The following is a 20,314-nucleotide window of genomic DNA, read 5'->3' on the forward strand; positions in this document are numbered from 1 at the left end:
TTTTTTTAAAAAGAGGGTTTTTAATAGGCAAACACGTAATTGAGATACACGCTATAAAGCCTTCGGTATTCTAGTTTAGTGTCTAAAAAAGAATAGTAATTCGTGTTAATGGTAGGGATTTTCACGCCCAATTCCATGCCATGTTGAGCCGCATGATGGCTATCTTTTTTCTTAGGTCTAGCGAGATTGGTTCTCAAGCCTAAATTGAATAAAAATTGGAAGTTGGCCGTATTCACTTTAGCGCTATAGACATTGCTGATGGTTTTTAAATTCACAAATTGAGAATTAAGCCATGAAGTCCCTGCTAGCGCGATGCCTCCAAAAAGCCCCATAGAAAAATGGTTGTTCTTGCCTAAAAAGTTGGTTTTTTTATCGTTGATGAAGTTAAACAATAAATCGCTGCCCACCCCATAAGTCCATACATCAGAAGCCGAGTTAAAGAAATTGGATTTGATATAGGCATGGTTGTAATCAAAGAAACCATAATACCTTAACCCCCATCTTTTCTTTTCTCCAAAAAATTGCTTATAACCCACTTGCACCCCAAGGCCATTCATCGCCCCGTTATTCGTGGCTGAAGAAGCGATCATGCCTGCACTTCTAAAAGGGTTATTGCCAAGCTCTTGGATAAGGGTGTTAGCGAGATTTTGCTCTTGATTGATTTGTGGCGTTTGGCTATCAAAAGAAGCGTTGCTTTCTTTTAGCGAAGCTAGGGTTTCTTCCACGCCTGCACACCCATTCCCCCAGTTGCTCTTTTGATTTTGCATTGCCATGTTTGCACTACTTATAGCACTCGCGTCGCATTTCCCTATGTAGTCTTTAAGATGGCCTGAAGAAAGTTTGCTAAAATCGCTCTCCACTTGATTGGCCAGCTTTAAAATTTCTGCTTGAGATTGCGCGTTTTTGAGCATTTTTTGCGCTAAAGCCGTAAGACTGCTAGGGGTGTTAAGGTTGAAATTATGAGGTTGTGTGATATTTTTTGGTTGGTTGGCGCTGAGTTGTTGGGTTTCTTTTACGATGTTTTGAGCGTTATTGATCATGTCTGAAATAGCGCCAAATTCCGTGCCAAAAGTCTCGCATGCATTTTTGCCGCCACCGGCTGTTTGCCATGAAGGGGCGTTTGTGCTACTGCTCATACCATTACTGGATTTCGCTATCAACATGGGGCAATAATCTTTTAGGGTATTGACGATCGTTTGCGCATAAGTTAAAAGATTTTGCGCGCCGTTTGTTGTATCGATCACAGAAGTTGTCGTTTTAGTTTCATGATTATTACCTTGTTGATCCACTGAAGTGGTCACATGCGCTTCTAATTTGCCGCCTTTGCTGTTTAAAGGGGCGAGTCCGGATTCTTTTAGAGCTTTTGAAAGGATTTGATAGGCTTCATGGATTGCTTCGTATTGCTTAATGGATAGAGAAGAGTTTTTGGCTGCTGGCAAAAGATTCGTGCCACTATTATTTTGAACTTGGCCATTAGAGTTTATGAATCCACCGCAATTGATTTTGGTGCCGTTGCCATTCTCATCGGTGTAGTGGAAATTTTTGTGCCCTTCACCTGGTCTGTTCACATAGCCTCCACAAACGACTGCATAGCCGATGCTATTCCATAGCCCTAGCACCGACTTAAGCGCTAAAAGCGTGGCTTGATAAGCGGGGGATTGGGTCGTCCCACTGGTTAATTTCTTGGCGCGTTCGTTCAAATTATTAACCGCTTGATTGATCGCTTGCGCGCTTGTCTTTGAGCCTGAGCCATCATTGTTGGTTAAAAGCTTGTTTAAGCTTTCATAAGCGTCTGAAAGTTTTTGCACCTTGTCGGCGTTTTTCACTTTTTGAACCGCTTCACCGATTTGATAACCCACGCTTAAAAAAACGCCGTTATCTTCAGCATGGAGCAATGACGCCGCAAGAGTCAGAGAAAGTAGAATCGTTTTTTTCATTTTTTTCATAAAATGTTCCTTAAAGTAATGTTTTATTGCAAAATGTAATCAAAATGAGAATTTATTTACAATGCGTTTAATTATGGCATAAATTTATTGAATTTTTCATAAAATGTTACTTTTTAAATTTTGAAATAAGGACTTTGCATTGTCTTTGTGTGGGATTTTATTTTTGTTTGTGTTGTTTTAGGCGTGGTTTTAACGCTTCAAAACCCCCTACTCCAGCCCAACAAAAATCAAAGGTTTTTATCAAAAAAGATTTACAATGATTTTTCAATCGTCATTGCGCCATCATCTCTAAAGCCAGAATTATCATGTTATCAAAGCTTTCTACCCTTTCTTTAGGGCTTAAGGCTTCTTTAGTGATCAAGTGATCTGAAACCGAGCATAAGCATAAAGCCTTAGCACTCAATTCCATCGCCGTGGCGTATAACCCTGCCGCTTCCATTTCAATAGCCAAGTGGTTGTATTGGGCCATTAAATCAAAGGCATGCGTTTCAAAAGAATAGAAAAAATCGCTTGAAAAAACATTGCCCACTTTCAAATCAATACCCAAACGCTTTGCCGTTTGATACGCTCTTAAACTCAATTCAAAATCAGGCGTCGCGCTCAAATCGTGGTTTAAAAAACGCACCCGATTGGTTTTAGAATCCGTTGAAGCCCCCATCGCCATGATGATGTCTTTCAGGCCAACTTTTGGGCTAATCGCCCCGCAAGTGCCAATCCTTAAAAGCTCTTTAACCTGATAGGTTTTAATGAGCTCTGTAACATAAATCGTGCATGACGCAATGCCCATGCCATGCCCCATTAAAGAAATCCCCTTACCCTTATACTTCCCGCTAAATCCTAGCATGTTACGCACATTCGTGATCTCTTTGGCGTCTTGTAAGAATTTTTTCGCAATGTAGCTCACCCTTAAAGGATCGCCGCATAAAAGGCATTGAGGGTAAAAATCGCCGATTTTGGCGTTGATGTGAGGGGTCATGATTGTCCTTTAAAGTTTAATAAGTTTTTGCCATAATCTAAGGGGCTTAATCCCAAAAAATAAGCGATGCTTTGCCCAATATCCGCAAACGACTCGCTCTTGCCTAAAAAGGCTGGTTGCAAATCTTTATGATAGAACAAAACAGGAATGTATTCTCGGGTGTGATCCGTGCCTTTAAAGCTGGGATCGCACCCATGATCGGCGCAAAGAATGAGCAAATCGTTTTCCCTTAAATTTTCTAAAATCTCTTTTAAGCGCGCATCAAAATACTCTAAAGCGTTAGCATACCCGCTAATATCGCGCCTATGCCCATAATCGCTATCAAAATGCACAAAATTCGTAAAAATCAAGCTGTTGTTTTTAGCGTTTTTGACCTGCTCTAAAGTAACATCGCATAATTCCATTAAACTACCGGCTTTGAACTTTTGAGTGATCCCCACATGAGCGTAAATATCAGCGATTTTTCCAATGCTAATGACTTCGCCTTGTTTTTCTTCAATGAATTTTTCAAAAAGCAATTTTTTATGGGGCTTTATCGCATAGTCTTTGCGATGAGCGGTGCGTTTGAAATCCTCTCTATTTGCGCCAATAAAAGGCCTTGCGATCACTCTGGCGATCTTTAAAGGCTCTAGAATTTGAAACGCTTCTTCACAAAGAGTATAAAGATTATCCAATCCAAATTTTTCTTCATGTGCAGCGATTTGAAACACCGAATCCGCTGAAGTGTAAAAAATGGGGTATAGAGTTTCTAAATGCTTTTCGCCTAAATCTTTAATGATTTCTGTCCCTGATGCGTGGCAATTCCCTAAATAGCCCTTAATCTTAGTTTTACGCGCAATTTCATCTAAAATTTCTTTAGGGAAGGAATTGTTTTTGTCTTTAAAATACCCCCACTCAAAAAGAACGGGCGCGCCCATCATCTCCCAATGCCCAGAAATCGTATCCTTAGCGCTAGAAAGTTCTTTAGCGTAAGCGTAAGCCCCTATTAGATTAGGTTTAGATTCAAAGCCTAAGGGCAATTCATTGGCGGCTTTTAAAGCGCTCAACCCTAAACCCAAACTCTCTAAATAAGGCAGTTTCAAAGCCCCATTGCGATCGTTAGAATCAGCCAGGTTGTTGAAACAAGCCTTAGCAATATTGCCTAAAGTGTTCGCTCCCAAATCGCCAAAATCTCTAGCGTCTTCACTAGCCCCTATACCAAAAGAATCCAATAATAAGATTACCACTCTTTTTTGCATGTTTTGTCCTTTTAATGAGCGTTTAGCCCTATGAATAACCCAGCGATAGTCGCGCTCATGAAATTAGAAAGCGTGCCTACAAGCACCGCTTTTAAAGCAAGCCTTACAATGAGATCTTTCTTTTTAGGCACTAAACTGCCAAGCCCCCCAATAAGCATAGCGACTGAGCTTAAGTTAGCAAACCCGCACAACGCAAAAGTGATGATCGCTTTAGTTTTCTCGCTCAAGATTAGAGGAGGGTTATCGCCCAAATAAGGTAAAAATTGCATATAGCCCACAAATTCATTGAGCGCGATTTTAATGCCTATGATTTCTCCAGCAATCCCGGCCTGGCTCCAAGGAATGCCTAGCATAAAAGCTAAGGGTTTTAAGAGCGTGCCTAAAATCAACCCCAAAGACAAATGCTCCATGCCTAAAAACCCCCCTACAACCCCTAAAAGCCCGTTAATGAGCGCAAGCATCCCCACAAAGGCTAAAAGCATCGCTCCCACATGCAAAGCTAAATTTAGCCCTGTGCTTGCCCCATTAGCGATAGCTTCTATGGCATTGACATGCTTTTCTACAGAAACATCTGCATGGCTGGAAATGGTTTCGTTTTGCGGGTAAATGATTTTAGCGAACAATAAACCCCCAGGAGCGGACATAAACGAAGCGGCTATTAAATAAGGTAAAGGAATGCCCATGCTCGCATACCCGGCCAACACCGGCCCCGCAACGCTAGCCATGCCCACGCACATGACTGCAAAAATCTCTGAATCGCTCATGCTTTTCAAATAAGGTTTAATGACTAAGGGCGCTTCTGTGTGCGCTACAAAAATATTAGCCGCTGCACTCATGCTTTCTGCTTTAGAAGTGCCTAAGCATTTTTGCAACGCCCCACCGATGAGGTTGATCACTAAAGGCATGATTTTTAAATAGTATAGGAGTGAAATCAAACTGGCAAAAAAGATAATGATCGCTAAAACATTAATAGCAAAGATAAAGCCTCCTATCCCTTGATCGCCCTTAGCGTTTGGAGCGAGACTCCCAAATAAAAAACGCACCCCCTCATAGCCATAACCAATCACGCTTTGTATGCCACTAGCTAAACCTTGTAGCATTTCCCTACCCAAAGGCACATATAAAGCCAACGCCCCTAAAGCCACCTGGATCACAAACGCGCTGATAATCGTGCGATAATTAATAGCCCTTTTATTGCTAGAAAACACCCAAGCAATAAGAAAAAGCACCGCCATCCCTACAACACTAAAAAGAGAGCTAAAAATCATCGTCAAATCCCTAATGTAAGAAATTAAAAGATGCAGAGTTATTGTAGTTTAGATTTGCTAAAAAAAAGATTAAACGGATATTAAATGAAGATTAAATCAAATCATGGTGTCAAGAGGGGGACTTGAACCCCCGACCTCCGGCTTATGAGACCAGCGCTCTAAACCAGCTGAGCTACCTTGACACAAGCAATTTTATAAAAAATAAAGAATGAGATTGTACAAAAAATTTTCTTAAGGTTTGGTTAAATTTTCTCTTCTTTTCTGGATTTTACAATCATTTCATGGGCATGGTTGATTTCTTTGAGTTTTTCGTTGGCAAAGATGATAAAAGCTTCTGGCAGATCTTTAGACTGAATCTTGTCGGGGTGGTATTCTGACGCTAATTTCCTGTAAGCTTTTTTAATCGTATCCAGGCTGTCTGTTGGGGAGCATTTTAGGATTTTATAGTATTTTTCTAGATCAGAGCCATAGTATATAGCGTGTGTACAACAACGCCCCTCCTACCATAACACCAAGAATCCCCATAGCCGTAACAAGCTCCCAAATAATAGCCATAACAGTCACAACAACAACAGACCCATATTTATTAATCCCATATTTATTTTTAGACTCTAAAAACTTTTTTGGTAACCACTTTGCTAACCACTTAGACCAAAAGTAATAAAAGGGACCACAAATCCCTGCACCCAAAAGAATACACAGAGTATAGACGACCCAAACAAAAGAACCAGAGAGGTGGTAATACTCTCTAATAATGTCCGCACAACCTCCCCCAAAAACAGCACCACTAATCCCCATAATCCCAACGATAGCCCCTATAACATGATATTTATACTCTACCAACTTTTCATAGATTTCAAACACTAGCCCCATGCCAAAAAAAATACACAGAGTATAGACGACCCAAACAAAAAAACCAGAGAGGTGGTAACGCTCCACGATCGCACTCGTGCAATATCCCCCCAAAAAACCGCCCAAAACCACCAGAAAAAATTCTATCACAAGCGCTCTCCAAACCAATTTTACAAGCCAAAATGATACCACGAAACCACACAGGCTCACCATCAAAACCAAACGATCGATCCTACTTTCCTAAATTAATGATAAAAATTAGATATTTTCTTGTAAAATAACCCGCATGTTTAAGAAAATTTTTCCATTAGCGTTAGTTTCATCGTTGCGGTTTTTGGGGCTTTTCATTGTTTTGCCCATCATCAGTTTGTATGCGGATAGTTTCCATTCAAGCAGTCCCTTGCTTGTGGGGTTGGCTGTGGGCGGAGCGTATCTTACGCAAATTGTTTTTCAAACCCCCATGGGCATTCTTAGCGATAAGATAGGCCGTAAAGTGGTGGTTATGGTGTGCTTGTTGTTGTTTTTAATTGGCTCGTTAGTGTGCTTTATAGCAAATGATATTGTTTGGCTCGTTATAGGGCGCTTCATTCAAGGCATGGGGGCTTTAGGGGGGGTTGTTAGCGCGATGGTGGCGGATGAAGTGAAAGAAGAAGAGCGCACTAAAGCCATGGCAATCATGGGAGCGTTTATTTTCATTAGCTTCACCATAAGCATGGCGATTGGCCCTGGGGTTGTGGCGTTTTTGGGGGGGGCAAAATGGCTCTTTTTACTCACTGCGATCTTAACTCTATTGAGTTTATTGATGCTTTTAAAAGTCAAAGATGCCCCTAAAATTTCTTACCAAATCAAAAACATAAAAGCTTACCAACCCAACTCTAAAGCCCTGTATCTTTTGTATCTAAGCTCTTTTTTTGAAAAAGCGTTCATGACGCTTATTTTTGTGCTGATCCCTTTAGCCTTAGTGAATGAATTTCATAAAGATGAAAGCTTTTTGATCTTGGTGTATGTGCCTGGAGCCTTATTAGGGGTTTTAAGCATGGGAGTGGCGAGCGTTATGGCTGAAAAATACAATAAGCCTAAAGGGGTAATGCTTTCTGGTGCGCTGTTGTTTATTGTGAGTTATTTGTGCTTGTTTTTAGCCGACTCTAGCTTTTTAGGAAAATATTTATGGCTCTTCATTCTTGGGGTGGCGTTTTTCTTTATTGGCTTTGCCACCTTAGAGCCTATCATGCAATCTTTAGCGTCCAAATTCGCCAGAGCGCATGAAAAAGGCAAGGTTTTAGGGCAATTCACTACTTTTGGCTATTTGGGGAGCTTTGTTGGGGGCGTGAGCGGGGGGTTGAGCTACCATCATTTAGGCGTTTCTAACACAAGCTTAATTGTTGTAGCTTTAGGGCTTATTTGGGGGCTATCGCTTTTTTTACTCAACAACCCTTCCAAGCAAAAAAATGTCTATTTCCCCTTAGACGCTTACAATGAGGAACAATTTGAAACTTTAGAGGATAAAATCATTGAATGGTATGTTAATATTAGCGAAGAAATCATTATTGTGAAATATAATTCCGATCACATTAGCGAAGAAGAAATCATTCGCTTAGCGCAAAACTTTAGAAAATAAATAATCAAGGATTAAAAATGGCCTATGAAATTTCTAAAAAAGTCTTGCACATTGTAGGCAAGACCAACGCCACTTACAAACTCATAGAAGAAGGCGATAAAGTCTTATTAGGATTGAGTGGGGGCAAGGATTCTATCATGCTCGCTTGCATCTTAGCCAGGATGCAAAAACATGCCCCTTTCAAATTTGATTTTAAAGCGGTTACCGTGCATTATGGTTTGGGCGAAGATTTGAAATGGTTGAGCGATTTGTGCCAAGAGCAGGGCATTGAGCATGAGATCATTTACACCCAAATCGCTGCCACCATCAACGAAAAACGCCGTGAAAAAAGCTCGTTTTGTTCGTTTTGTTCTCGTTTGAGGAGAGGGACTTTGTATTCTAAAGCTTTAGAAGAAGGCTATAATAAAGTCGCTATCGCGCACCATTTAGATGACGCCGTAGAGAGCTTTTTTATGAATTTCACTTATAACGGGAGTTTAAGGAGCATGCCCCCCATTTATAGGGCTGAAAACGGCTTATTGGTGATCCGCCCTTTGATTAAGGTTCGAGAAGCCAGCAGCATTCATTTTGTCACTTCTCAAAATATCCCCGTCGCCCCTGATTGCAATTGCCCAGCCAAACAGCCCACCTCTGATAAGCCCCCTATCGCGCGATTAGCCACTAAAGATTTCTTAAAAGAAATGCAAAACTTGCACCCTCATTTCTTTGACAGCTTAGAAAACGCATTCAACAATGTTCAAGCGAACAGCTTTAGCGATTCTAAATATTTAGACGCTTAAAGCTTTTATTCAAGCTTTTTTGTTGAGCATTTTAATCGCAATCGTGAATAATACCCCTTCAAAAATAGCCGCCATGAGCAATGCGTAGTAGGTGTTTTGTGAGATCGCTTGCGCTTTTAAGCCTACCGCTGCTGTGGTTACTAAAAAAGTTAAAGGCATAGAAGCCCCTAAAGCGAATGAAAATAAATGCTTAGCTTCTTTAAAGTATTTGCGCCACAATAAGGTTGAAGTGATTAAGTGCAAACTTAACATCGCTATGACAATCAATATCCCTTGGAGAATCAAATGCGGGCTTAAAAACACTAATTTTAAGTCTAAAGTAGAGCCTACATGGATGAAAAACAAAGGCACAAAAAACCCAAAACCCACATCATTGAGCTTGTGGATCAACTCTGATTTATGAGGGAAAAAAGTAGAAACGACTAACCCCGCTAGAAACGCCCCTAAAACCATTTCTATTTTGAGCCACACCACGATCGCAACCAGTGAAAAAAAGAGCATGAGCGAAAAACGCACATCTTGGTTAAACTGACTGCTTTTAGGCATCACAAAAAGCTTTAAATGCGGGAACCACCAAAACAAAGTCTTAAAGATTTGAAACGCCACGATAATTAAGATTAAAAAAACAATGAGAATGCCTAAATCTTTAATCAAATCCATGCCCAAACCATGCGAATACACCCCATCCACGACCACCAAACCAAAAATGCTTAATAATTCCCCAATAACGCCCACTTTCAAAACCAAATCAAGCCACAAAATCTCTTTACGATAGTCTTTGACTAAAGTCATGATCATGCCCAAACTAATAATAGGGAAAATCACCATGAAAATGGGCTCTAAATTAAGGCTAAAAGTAAGGATGAACGAAAGCGTGTATAAAATCAACAGATAAGCAAAAATGCGTTTTAAAAGAGAAACCCCTAATTTTTTAAACAAATAAATCTCTACTTCTAAACCGCATAAAAACATTAAAAATAAAAAGCCAATCTCAGACATGATTTCAAAGCCCTTGGTTGGCTCAATAAAGCCCACATACGCCCCAACAGATCCAAATAAAATCTCCACAACCGTGATAGGCAAACGAGAGATTCTAGACATATAGGGGGCCATCACAATTAAAAGCATAATGAGCGCGAAAGTGAAAAATTCTGCATGCATGTCTTAATTTTACCTTATTTATTGGTTAAGTTTTCAAAGCGATAGGGTTTTTCTCTTTATAAGCGGTAAAAACCCCTTTTTTGATTTCGTAATAAGTTACCCCTAACGCTACTAAAAACGCTAAAAATTGCGCGATAGGGTAAGTTACCCAAACGCCATTAATCCCATAGAAATGACTTAAAATCGGCAATAAAATAACCATAAACCCTAGCGTGTGCGAAAGGGTGATGATAAACGAACTTTTAGTGCGTTGGATGGATTGGAAAAACACCGCGCACAACAAAGTCATGCCTAAAAAAACATAGCCAACATAATAAATATTCATCGCCCTTTTAGTTTCTTGCATAAAGAGTGCATCTTGTTCGCTTGGCTGTAAATAGAGCTTGATTAAAAATTCATCTAAGAAATAATAAGCGCCATAGAAAACAATCCCTATACAAAACGCCGCTTTCAAACCAAAGACAAACACCTCTTTCACGCGCTCTAAATTTCTAGCCCCATAGCTAAAGCTCGCAATCGGTTGGATGCCTTGAGAAATCGCAAACAAAGTCGTAAAAAAGATAATCGCATTATACATAACGATCCCATACACGCTCACAAACCTTTCCCCTGCAGTGTGCATGATAGCAGTGTTAAACAATAAAATCATAACAGAAGCGCTAAATTCTGCCGTGCTTTGAGGCACGCCGCTTTTAGCTGAAGAAATGACTGAAGACAAAGAAAAACGCTTGATGAAATACAATTGCCCTTTTTTGCGCAAAAAATGCTGCATTAAGACTAAAACCCCTATCGCATGCCCTATCACGGTGGCTATCGCGCTGCCTTGAACCCCCACTTTTAAAACAAAAATAAACAAGTAGTTGAAAAAGATATTCGCTAACGAGCCAATCAGCATCGCTACCATCGCTAAAATGGGGCGTTTGTCGTTAATTACAAAAACATCCGCCAAAGGGTGCAAAACCATAAAAACCGCTCCCATTAAAATGATTTCAATGTAGCGTTTGGACATGCTCAATAAAGCGTCATTGCTCCCAAAAAGGCGCGCGATAGTTTCGCTAAACGGCAATAACGCCATGCTCAAAATAAAAGTGCTTATAGCGACAAAATAAAACACGCTGCTAAACACAAGCCTAGCCCTATGGGTTTTATTTTGACCCAAAAAATACCCCACAATACTCGCTGCCCCAAAACCAAAAAGCAATTCATACGCCACCAACGCCGGGAAAATAGGCCATGCGATATTGACCGCAGCGATAGCTTCTTTACCCAGTTTCTTGCCCACAAACATGCCATCTATCATAGAGTAAGTGGAAAGTGAGATCATAGAAAAAGCTAAAGGGATAAAATAATAAAAAAAGAGCTTTCTTACAGAATCTTTATGCAAATCAATCTTTTTTTTTAGCATTTAAACCACACATTAAAATTTATGACAAATTTTTCTATTTTAACATAAAAAGAAGACAATCTTTAGCGTGCTTAGATTTAAGCAGTATCATTAAATTTTAAAAAATGGTTTTTAGTGCAAAAGGGATTTCTTTATTGGGCTAATCCTTTTAACGATCTTTATGTTTTTTTAAACTTTATCGTAATGAATCTAAGCCAAAACAGCGCCAACAACCCCAAAGCCCCACCCACAAAGCCAATATACCCTAGCCCTAATTGGTGGATCACAATACTGCCAAACAGCGCTCCTGCTCCAATCCCCACATTATAACTCCCCGAAAAAATCGCGCTCGCAACATCCGTGGCATCTGGCGCGAGCTGTAACACCCTCATTTGCAAGGAAATCCCAAGCGAAGTGATCCCAATCCCCCATAAGAAAATTTGCAAGAAAACCACCCACTCTGAATTTTTAAACACAAAAAGCAAGAGTTGCGGGCAAATGACTAAAATCATCGCAAAAGCGATAAATTTTCTTGAATTTTTCGCATACAAACGGCCGAATAAAAAACTCCCCACCACGCCTGCTAACCCAAACACAAACAGCATTAGCGTCGTAATGTCAGGGGAAAATTGGCTGATTTGAATGATAAAAGGCTCAATATAGCTATAAGTGGTGAAATGCCCAGAGATAACCATGATTACAAGCAAATAAATCCCCACTAAAAGCGGTCGTTTCATTAATATGGGGACACTTGCGAGCGTGCCTGCGTTTTTGCTGGGTAAATGCGGGAGCAATTTATACATCAGCAACGCTATAAGAGTCGCAACGCCCCCAATCACGCCAAAAGTGGAGCGCCAATCTAGAATTTGCCCAATGATCCTCCCAAGCGGCAACCCTAAAATCATCGCTAACGAACTCCCTAATGCCAATAACCCCAAAGCTTGCTGTTTCCTGCCAATGGGTGCGACACGAATGACTAAAGAAGCCGTGATGGACCAAAAAATAGAGTGGGCAAAAGCGATACCAATGCGAGAAATCAATAGCACCCAAAAATTCCACGCTAACGCTGAAAGGATATGGCTGAGAATGAAAAGGGCAAAAAGAAAAAGCAATAAGCGTTTCCTTTCAATTTTAGCGCTAAGCAGCATCAAGGGCAATGAACCAAGAGACACCACCCATGCATAAAGAGTGATCATAAGCCCCACTGTTGCGCTCTCCATTTCAAAACTTTTCGCAATGTCTGATAAGAGCGCGACAGGGACAAACTCCGTGGTGTTAAAAATAAACGCCGAAAGCGAAAACACAAAAACCCGCATTAAGGCGAGTTTTTGATACGATTGTTTAGTTATCATCATCTAAATCTTAAGAGGTTAAATTTTATTCAATTTGAAAATCCAGAGTATAAGACAAAAATTTTAATCGCTTATAAATTAGGGGCTGGTTAAAACAAATATTTCCGCTTTTCCGCTCCATAGGCGCATTAATTTAATGGAGTTGTTACCATATAAAACAGAATTTAAAATCATTTCCAACTTTTAACCAATCTATTTTTTGTAACTGCGGTCATTGTTGATTGAGCGCTAGAATTAATCCATTGCTTTTTAATATTTTAGAATTTTAGAACAAAGGATAATTAAAATGAAAAAAACTTTTTTGATCGCTTTAGCGTTAGCAACTTCTCTTATAGGCGCTGAAAATACCAAATGGGATTACAAAAATAAAGAAAACGGCCCGCACCGCTGGGACAAATTGCACAAAGATTTTGAAGTGTGCAAAAGCGGTAAAAGCCAATCGCCCATCAACATTGAGCATTACTACCACACGCAAGATAAGGCCGATTTGCAATTCAAATACGCCGCTTCTAAACCTAAAGCGGTCTTTTTCACTCATCACACTTTAAAGGCTTCGTTTGAGCCGACTAACCACATCAATTATAGAGGGCATGACTATGTGTTGGATAATGTGCATTTCCACGCCCCTATGGAGTTTTTAATCAATAATAAAACCAAGCCTTTGAGCGCGCATTTCGTGCATAAAGACGCTAAAGGGCGTTTGTTAGTGTTAGCGATTGGTTTTGAAGAAGGGAAAGAAAACCCCAACCTTGATCCTATTTTAGAAGGCATTCAAAAGAAACAAAATTTTAAAGAGGTGGCTTTAGACGCTTTCTTGCCTAAAAGCATCAATTACTACCATTTTAACGGCTCTCTCACCGCTCCTCCTTGCACAGAGGGGGTGGCATGGTTTGTCATAGAAGAGCCTTTGGAAGTCTCTGCCAAACAATTGGCTGAAATCAAAAAACGCATGAAAAATTCGCCTAACCAACGCCCCGTCCAGCCTGATTACAACACCGTGATCATTAAAAGCTCAGCTGAGACCCGCTAAAGACCCGCTAAATTTAAAAATCCCTCTTTAAAAAGAGGGAGATAAAAATCATTCTTAATAAAACGCCGCTAGAAATTGCAACCACACAAGCAAAAGTGAATTGGTATTGTCAAAAGAGAGACTATCATTCTCTTAATGAATTGAAAGCGTTTGCGAAAGAATTGATAAAATCTAGAATACAAGGCGTAAAATGGGTTACAATCAATTTTTAGCGGTTAGTTATAGAAAATATCGCTCTATAACCAAAGAGCGGTTAAAATCCATTTAAACGAAAGGACACAAAATGCTATTGAATTACGACTTTTTAGAATTTGTTGATGAGCCACAAAGAAACACTTCTTTGACATCGGCTATTGATAAGGCGTTAGCGGACAAGAAATTAGCTAGACAAAATAAACCTGAAGTTAGGGTGCTTGGTAAGGCTATGCCCTTAAGCAAGTTTTTAGATGCGTTTGGTGAGGAACTCTCACGACTTAAAAACGCAAAAGATACGACTATTAAAGGCTCTACAATTGAAAGCTCTAATCTTATCAGCATTTATAAAAAGATTGCGAGCGGACTACCTTTTGGGACTATCTCTGCGTTTAGACCTTTTAAAAACGATTTTTATAAAGACTTTAAAAAAGAGGAACAAGACGCTCTAGTCTATGCTTATAAGAGCGGAGCAGACCCTAAAAAAGCGGACATAGTAGCCAAATATTGGTTAAGTAAATCGCTAGATTTAGACCCATTCAATCCTATTAAAGTTGAGGATTTCTTTCACCCACAACCTGAAAATGGAAAAGAGACTGGAAAATATAAGAAATACAAGGAGATGATTGAGGACATTTATATAAAACTCTCTAAAACATTGGGTAGAAGCTATGTTGATAACTTTATAAACAACGGAAAAGCCACAATGACAGACTTTATGTCTAGCGATAAATTTGTCAAAAAATACCGCTACACCTATAAAGACAATATGGAAAGGACAAAACATCTAAAAGCATATTTAGATAGTTGGGGAGACTTTGTAGGATATATTCAAGTGATTGGGTATTGGAAAGATAATCTCGAGGACACCCTACTACCTGATAGAGAGACTAGTTTCTTTGTATTCCAAAACGAACCTAGTAGCACATTTGATTTGAAAAATCATCTATTATTGTTGGCACGACTTTTTAATCAAATGGCGATTTGTTATTGCGACAACGCCAAGACTGGCAAAGTGGATTTACTATTAGCGACACAAGAGGATTTTGGTAAAGTGGATTGGACTTTTACAGGCATTACATTCTCCACTTCTATAACCCAATCTATCACACGCTTACACAATAGCGTTTATACATTCTTTAAAAAAGAGGGCAAGGACAATTATGGTGTATTCTTTGATGAGTTAGGTAAGACACAAATTAAGGCGATGAGTATCCCAAAGAATGCTGATGGTTTTTACAGACAACTTGAGAATGGGGTTAGAAGCTTTATTAAAGCAAGGCAATATCATGGCAGTCCTAGAACTTTTGATGTTGATGACATAGAGAAATACGAACTACAAGCTATTAAAGAGCGAGAAAACAGAAAGAAAGTGTTGAATGCTAGTTTTAGACAAAGCTATGAAAATGCACTTAAAGTCAATAACCTTGTCAATGCTATGCTAAAAGGTAAAAAAGTGAGTAAGACACTATTAGCTAAAGCGCTTGCTAACACCACAGACACCGATGCAGGTTATTGCTTTATCTCAGATTTAGCGACACAGCTTAACAATATTAGCCCACGAGTATCTAAAAGCATAATAACCGTTATAGAGCAAGCAGAGGGAGTTAGACTAAATTATGCGTTGATTGATAAGGTTACTTATAACTCGCTCCACAATATTTTGAGTTTCATTTTTGATATTGATAACCCTTTAAGCGACCAAGCGTTTGAGGAGTTAGTGGTTGAAGTCCCAAAAGAAGCGCTAAAGAATGTGAAGTTGCCACAAATTAAAAATGTATTGACAGCTCAAATCTTTGAGGGGGCTTACCACTTTAGGGGTAATGGCTATAAATACCAATACCAAACCGCACCTGAATGGTTGGATATGTTTGAATAGGAAAATTGCTTATAGCGCTAATGCTGTTTTATTGAATGCCGACAACTAAAGCCTTAATTTTTAAAAAATGGGGTTTTAGCCGCTTCATTTTTAATAAAACTCATTAAGGGGATAAGGGTATTTTTATAGCAACTCTCTCTAACCCTCTAATAACGCTTTTTAAAGAATTATCGCTTGATTAAAAACTAAACTCAAGCGTTCTTAATGTAATGCAGAGCGATTTTGAGCGCATTGGTGGCTGCCCCCACTCTTAATTGATCCGCCACGCAAAAGCCGTGCAAAGTTTTCTTATCAAACAAATCCTTTCTCAAGCGTCCAATAAAGGCGCTGTCCGTGTTGCTCGCTTTTAAGGGCGTGGGGTAGAGATTATGGCTAGGTTCATCGCAAACAACCACGCTAGGGGCGTTTTTTAAAACTTCATAGACTTCTTTAAGATCGAATTCTTTTTCAAAAGCGATACTCAAACTCTCGCTATGACTCCTCAATACCGGCACGCGCACGCAAGTCGCGCTGATGGGGAAATCCACGCCCATGATTTTATGGGTTTCATGCACCATTTTTAGCTCTTCTTTCGTGTAACCATTCTCATTAAAAGTATCAATATGAGCGATCGCATTGAAAGCGATCGGGTAAGGGAAAGCCCCGGCTTGCAAGACTTGGCTTAAATCAATAGCAGGGTCTTTTTTTAAACATTCTAAAGCGGTTTTTAACTCATTCTTTAAACTCTCTATGCCCTTATTCCCTGCCCCACTCACGGCTTGATAGGTGCTAACAATAACGCTTTTTATCTTAAAATGAAGGTGTAAGGGGTTTAAAATTTGCGTCATTTGAATGGTGGAGCAATTGGGGTTAGCGATGATATTTAAAGGAGCGTTAAAAATTTCTTTAGCGTTGATTTCAGGCACGACTAAAGGCACTTTTTTATTCAATCTAAAAAAGCTCGTGTTATCAATCACTAAGGCAGTTTTTGCAGCGCTTGTGGCAAATTCCTCGCTCACGCTCCCCCCAGCGCTAAAAAAAGCGATGTCTATTCTTTCTTTTTCAAAAACTTCATGCGTGGTTTCTAAAATCTCATAGTCTTTATGGAAAGCTTTAATCTTTTTACCGGCACTCCTAGCACTAGCGAGCGGGACAAATTTTTTAATCGGGAAAGAAGAATTTTCTAAACCTTTAATCAGCTCTTGCCCTACCGCCCCACTAGCCCCGACAATAGCGACATTATAAGTCTTCATCGTTTTCTCCAATGATTTCAAGGGCTTTTAAAAAACTCAAGCAATTCAACTGCATGCCTGAATGCATGTTTTTCAGGCTTAAGGTTTCGCTTTTAAATTCTTCTTCACCAATGACAGCCACAAACTCATGCCCTTTATGGTTAGCATAAGAAAAGGGTTTTTTGATTTTTTGAGCTTCTGGATAGACTTCACTAAAAATCCCGCTTTGCCTTAAAGACTCCGCTAAGCGGTTTGCATAAGAAAAATACTCTTCATGCATGCAAGCGATTAAGACTTTAGCTTGGGTGGAGCGCTCGTCTAGTAATTGCATTTCACTCAAAGCCACAATCAATCGATCAATCCCAATAGAAGCCCCCACCCCTTGTAAATTCTCTTTAGAAAAATTTTGAGTCAAATGATCGTAACGACCCCCTGAACACACGCTCCCTAAAGACTTCATGCCATTAAGCGTGGTTTCATACACAATCCCTGTATAATACCCTAATCCCCTAGCGATAGAAAAATCAATTTTATACAGGTTTTGAGAAATTTGCAAATCCCCTAGCAACTGGTATAGCCTTTCTAAATCCTGTATGCCCTTTTTCAGATTTTCATTATAGCCTTTCAAATAAGCAATTTTTTCAAAAAATTCCGCATGGCTTAAATCGTTTTGTTTGATTTGAACCATTTCTAAAAGCTCTTTAATGGTGTTTAAATCCAAATCGCACTCTTTTTTTAATTCTTCTTCAACCCCATTTAGGCCAATCTTTTCCAATTTATCCACAATGCGCAACGCTTCATTCACTTGAGAAACGCCAAAATATTCGCATATCCCGTTCAAAATTTTTCTGTGGTTGATAGAGATGCAAAAATCTTCTAAATCCAAGGCTTTTAAAGAAGCGACAATCACTTGAATGATCTCAGCATCGCACACCAAGCTTTCGCTCCCTATAAAATCAAAATCGCATTGCGTAAATTCCCTATAACGCCCTTTTTGCGCCCTTTCGCCCCTAAAGACATTGCCTATAGCGTAGCGTTTGAAGGGCATTCCTAGCGTTTGGTGGTGCAAAGAGACAAAGCGGGCTAATGGCACGGTCAAATCAAACCTTAAAGCCACATCCCTATCCCCATGGTCTTTAAAACGATAAATTTCTTTTTGAATATCACTGCTCGCATCAGGCAATAACACTTCAGCGTATTCCAAATGAGGGGTTTCAATCGGCACAAAACCAAAACTTTGAAACACGACCGAAACTTTAGAAAGCAACTGGGCTTTTTGTATCGCATCTTTAGGCAAGCGGTCTTTAAACCCGCTTAACACTTTAGGGGTGATCATTCCATTTCCTTGTATTTGTATGCTAAAATTTTAGCTTAAAATCTTTAAAAAAGGGCTATTGATGAGCGTAAATGCGCCCAAACGCATGCGTATTTTATTGCGTTTGCCTAATTGGTTAGGCGATGGGGTGATGGCAAGCTCGCTTTTTTACACCCTTAAACACCACTACCCTAACGCGCGTTTCATCTTAGTAGGCCCACAAATGACTTGCGAACTTTTCAAAAAAGATGAAAAAATAGAAGCCGTTTTTATAGATGACACCAAAAAATCCTTTTTCAGGCTGCTAGCCACTCACAAACTCGCTCAAAAAATAGGGCGTTGCGATATAGCGATCACTTTAAACAACCATTTTTATTCCGCTTTTTTGCTCTATGCGACAAAAACGCCTATTCGCATCGGTTTTGCTCAATTTTTCCGTTCTTTGTTCCTTAGCCATGCGATAATTTCTGCCCCTAAAGACTATCATCAAGTGGAAAAGTATTGCTTTTTATTTTCGCAATTTTTAAAAAAAGAATTGGATAAAAAAAGCGTTTTGCCCTTAAAACTGGCCTTTAACCTCTCCACTCACACCCCAAACACCCCTAAAAAAATCGGCTTTAACCCTAGTGCAAGCTATGGGAGCGCTAAAAGATGGCCAGCTTCTCATTACGCTGAAGTTTCTGTTGCTTTGTTAGAAGAAGGGCATGAAATTTATTTTTTTGGGGCTAAAGAAGACGCTATCGTTTCTGAAGAGATTTTAAAACTCATCAAAGGCTTATTAAAAAACCCTTTATTATTCAATAACGCTTACAATCTGTGCGGGAAAACAAGCATTGAAGAATTGATAGAGCGCATCGCTATTTTAGATTTATTCATCACTAACGATAGCGGTCCTATGCATGTGGCTGCTAGCGCACAAACCCCCTTAATCGCTCTTTTTGGCCCCACTGATGAAAAAGAAACTCGCCCCTATAAAGCTCAAAAAGCGATCGTGTTGAACCACCATTTAAGTTGTTCGCCCTGCAAGAAACGAGTCTGCCCTTTAAAGAATGAAAAAAACCATTTGTGCATGAAATCTATCACGCCCCTTGAAGTCTTAAAAGCCGCTCACACTCTTTTAGAAAAGCCTTAAACGCCTTTTTTATGCGCTTTTTAAAAAACACAGCCGTATTGATAAAATTCTAGTATATAAAAGATTCAAACTTTACTTTTAAAGGTGTAAGAAGAGCGATAAGTCCTATCAAGGGTTTTACAAAATGGTAAGAAAAATTATAGAATGGTATCCAAAAAAGCGTTTTTAAAAACGCTTCTTTAGAGTCAAAGCCATCAGGCCACTGAGTTTTTAGGTTTTTTGGCGTCTTTTTTATCTTTGTGAGCCACTAATTGAGAGCTTAACTCAGGTTTTTTGGCGTCTTTTTTATCTTTGTGAGCCACTAATTGAGAGCTTAACTCAGGTTTTTTGGCGTCTTTTTTATCTTTGTGAGCCACTAATTGAGAGCTTAACTCAGGTTTTTTGGCGTCTTTTTTATCTTTGTGAGCGTATGCAGAACTCACTGCCAAAACTGATAATAAAACACCTGTCAAGATTTGCTTTTTCATACGAAAACTCCTTATGATGATCTTAAAAGCGAGAGAATTATATTTCTCAAAAGTAAACGAATAGAAACCAATAGAATTTTCACTAAAGAAATTTGCAGATTGCGTTTTGTCATATAAAAACGCCTGGGAGCAATCAGCCATTTTTCTTAAAAAATAAAAACGCTCAAAAGCGTTTTTTAAGATTGAAGACAAAAAAGCTTGTGATTAGTCAAGCGGAATTTCTTAATAATGCGATCTTATGGGCGTTAAGAGAAAAAGTTATTTCAAAATACCCCCTATCCCTTGAAAAAATGAGTCCTAAATAAACTTAAGAAAACAAACTTTACTATAAAACAAAGTAACCAAAACCCCATTTTTAAAAAATTAAAAAATTTTAGTTATTCCTGTTTGACAATAGAGCCAATAATCAATTTTATAGCAAAAAAGGTAATTGGAGAGATAAAAAGGGTTAAAAACCCTCAAAAAAGTCTTTTTAAATCCAAAAGAGAGAAAGTTTAAATACCACCTACAACAC

The 20,314-nt window shown here is 39.2% G+C and carries 18 protein-coding genes and 1 tRNA gene; 6 read left to right on the top strand and 13 right to left on the bottom strand.

Features of this window, described 5'->3' with window-relative positions; translation table 11 throughout:
• Positions 1–20: 20 nt before the first annotated feature.
• The 7 genes from hopQ to HPSH112_RS05795 form a co-directional block, all read right to left on the bottom strand.
• Positions 21–1,946 (bottom strand): Hop family adhesin HopQ, encoded by a 1,926-nt coding sequence (gene hopQ / locus HPSH112_RS05770; RefSeq protein ID WP_000738336.1) that lies wholly within the window; start codon positions 1,944–1,946, stop codon positions 21–23.
• A gap of 271 nt (positions 1,947–2,217) precedes the next feature.
• On the bottom strand, positions 2,218–2,922 hold the full coding sequence (deoD, locus tag HPSH112_RS05775) for a purine-nucleoside phosphorylase (RefSeq protein WP_000187682.1): 705 nt from the start codon (positions 2,920–2,922) through the stop codon (positions 2,218–2,220).
• The gene (locus HPSH112_RS05780; protein WP_001172234.1) at positions 2,919–4,160 is read right to left on the bottom strand and encodes a phosphopentomutase; all 1,242 of its coding nucleotides are present in this window, start codon (positions 4,158–4,160) and stop codon (positions 2,919–2,921) included. Before HPSH112_RS05780 ends, deoD begins: the two co-directional genes overlap by 4 nt.
• A gap of 11 nt (positions 4,161–4,171) precedes the next feature.
• Positions 4,172–5,428, bottom strand: coding sequence for a NupC/NupG family nucleoside CNT transporter (locus tag HPSH112_RS05785; RefSeq protein ID WP_000577863.1), 1,257 nt, complete (start codon positions 5,426–5,428; stop codon positions 4,172–4,174).
• A 104-nt stretch (positions 5,429–5,532) separates the two neighbouring features.
• Positions 5,533–5,610: transfer RNA gene (locus HPSH112_RS05790), tRNA-Met, on the bottom strand.
• Between the two features lie 60 nt (positions 5,611–5,670).
• On the bottom strand, positions 5,671–5,904 hold the full coding sequence (locus tag HPSH112_RS09005) for a DnaJ domain-containing protein (RefSeq protein WP_080024754.1): 234 nt from the start codon (positions 5,902–5,904) through the stop codon (positions 5,671–5,673).
• Positions 5,888–6,502 (bottom strand): hypothetical protein, encoded by a 615-nt coding sequence (locus HPSH112_RS05795; RefSeq protein WP_000243800.1) that lies wholly within the window; start codon positions 6,500–6,502, stop codon positions 5,888–5,890. Before HPSH112_RS05795 ends, HPSH112_RS09005 begins: the two co-directional genes overlap by 17 nt.
• A gap of 103 nt (positions 6,503–6,605) precedes the next feature.
• Between HPSH112_RS05795 and HPSH112_RS05800 the strand changes: the two genes are divergently transcribed.
• Positions 6,606–7,898, top strand: a complete 1,293-nt coding sequence (locus tag HPSH112_RS05800) for an MFS transporter (RefSeq protein WP_228839888.1) — start codon at positions 6,606–6,608, stop codon at positions 7,896–7,898.
• 17 nt (positions 7,899–7,915) lie between these two features.
• Positions 7,916–8,677 (top strand): tRNA 2-thiocytidine(32) synthetase TtcA, encoded by a 762-nt coding sequence (locus HPSH112_RS05805; RefSeq protein ID WP_000312891.1) that lies wholly within the window; start codon positions 7,916–7,918, stop codon positions 8,675–8,677.
• A gap of 9 nt (positions 8,678–8,686) precedes the next feature.
• On the opposite strand, the gene HPSH112_RS05810 is transcribed toward HPSH112_RS05805, so the two are convergent.
• The 3 genes from HPSH112_RS05810 to HPSH112_RS05820 form a co-directional block, all read right to left on the bottom strand.
• Positions 8,687–9,838: a cation:proton antiporter gene (locus HPSH112_RS05810; protein WP_000542877.1), complete on the bottom strand. Its 1,152-nt coding sequence runs from the start codon at positions 9,836–9,838 to the stop codon at positions 8,687–8,689.
• Between the two features lie 25 nt (positions 9,839–9,863).
• On the bottom strand, positions 9,864–11,222 hold the full coding sequence (locus HPSH112_RS05815) for an HP1184 family multidrug efflux MATE transporter (protein ID WP_228921615.1): 1,359 nt from the start codon (positions 11,220–11,222) through the stop codon (positions 9,864–9,866).
• Between the two features lie 179 nt (positions 11,223–11,401).
• On the bottom strand, positions 11,402–12,577 hold the full coding sequence (locus HPSH112_RS05820) for a sugar transporter (protein ID WP_000973610.1): 1,176 nt from the start codon (positions 12,575–12,577) through the stop codon (positions 11,402–11,404).
• A 283-nt stretch (positions 12,578–12,860) separates the two neighbouring features.
• Between HPSH112_RS05820 and HPSH112_RS05825 the strand changes: the two genes are divergently transcribed.
• A complete protein-coding gene (locus HPSH112_RS05825; RefSeq protein ID WP_014535057.1) occupies positions 12,861–13,604 on the top strand; it encodes a carbonic anhydrase in 744 nt (247 codons plus the stop codon).
• A 283-nt stretch (positions 13,605–13,887) separates the two neighbouring features.
• Positions 13,888–15,675, top strand: coding sequence for a hypothetical protein (locus HPSH112_RS05830; protein WP_000926190.1), 1,788 nt, complete (start codon positions 13,888–13,890; stop codon positions 15,673–15,675).
• A gap of 191 nt (positions 15,676–15,866) precedes the next feature.
• On the opposite strand, the gene asd is transcribed toward HPSH112_RS05830, so the two are convergent.
• Together asd and hisS are read right to left on the bottom strand one after the other, a co-directional pair.
• Complete coding sequence (gene asd / locus HPSH112_RS05835; RefSeq protein ID WP_000860923.1) at positions 15,867–16,907, bottom strand: aspartate-semialdehyde dehydrogenase; 1,041 nt, start codon at positions 16,905–16,907, stop codon at positions 15,867–15,869.
• Positions 16,894–18,222: a histidine--tRNA ligase gene (hisS, locus tag HPSH112_RS05840; protein ID WP_000632531.1), complete on the bottom strand. Its 1,329-nt coding sequence runs from the start codon at positions 18,220–18,222 to the stop codon at positions 16,894–16,896. Before hisS ends, asd begins: the two co-directional genes overlap by 14 nt.
• 61 nt (positions 18,223–18,283) lie before the next feature.
• On the opposite strand from hisS, the gene waaF reads away from it, so the two are divergent.
• Entirely contained in the window at positions 18,284–19,333 is a 1,050-nt protein-coding gene (gene waaF, locus HPSH112_RS05845; RefSeq protein WP_000115520.1) for a lipopolysaccharide heptosyltransferase II, read from the top strand.
• 194 nt (positions 19,334–19,527) lie between these two features.
• On the opposite strand, the gene HPSH112_RS05850 is transcribed toward waaF, so the two are convergent.
• Positions 19,528–19,800: a hypothetical protein gene (locus HPSH112_RS05850; protein ID WP_000744165.1), complete on the bottom strand. Its 273-nt coding sequence runs from the start codon at positions 19,798–19,800 to the stop codon at positions 19,528–19,530.
• A 92-nt stretch (positions 19,801–19,892) separates the two neighbouring features.
• Between HPSH112_RS05850 and HPSH112_RS09010 the strand changes: the two genes are divergently transcribed.
• A complete protein-coding gene (locus HPSH112_RS09010; protein WP_001165084.1) occupies positions 19,893–20,105 on the top strand; it encodes a hypothetical protein in 213 nt (70 codons plus the stop codon).
• Positions 20,106–20,314: the final 209 nt, after the last annotated feature.

This window comes from Helicobacter pylori Shi112 (assembly GCF_000277405.1).
GTDB classification, from domain to species: domain Bacteria; phylum Campylobacterota; class Campylobacteria; order Campylobacterales; family Helicobacteraceae; genus Helicobacter; species Helicobacter pylori_C.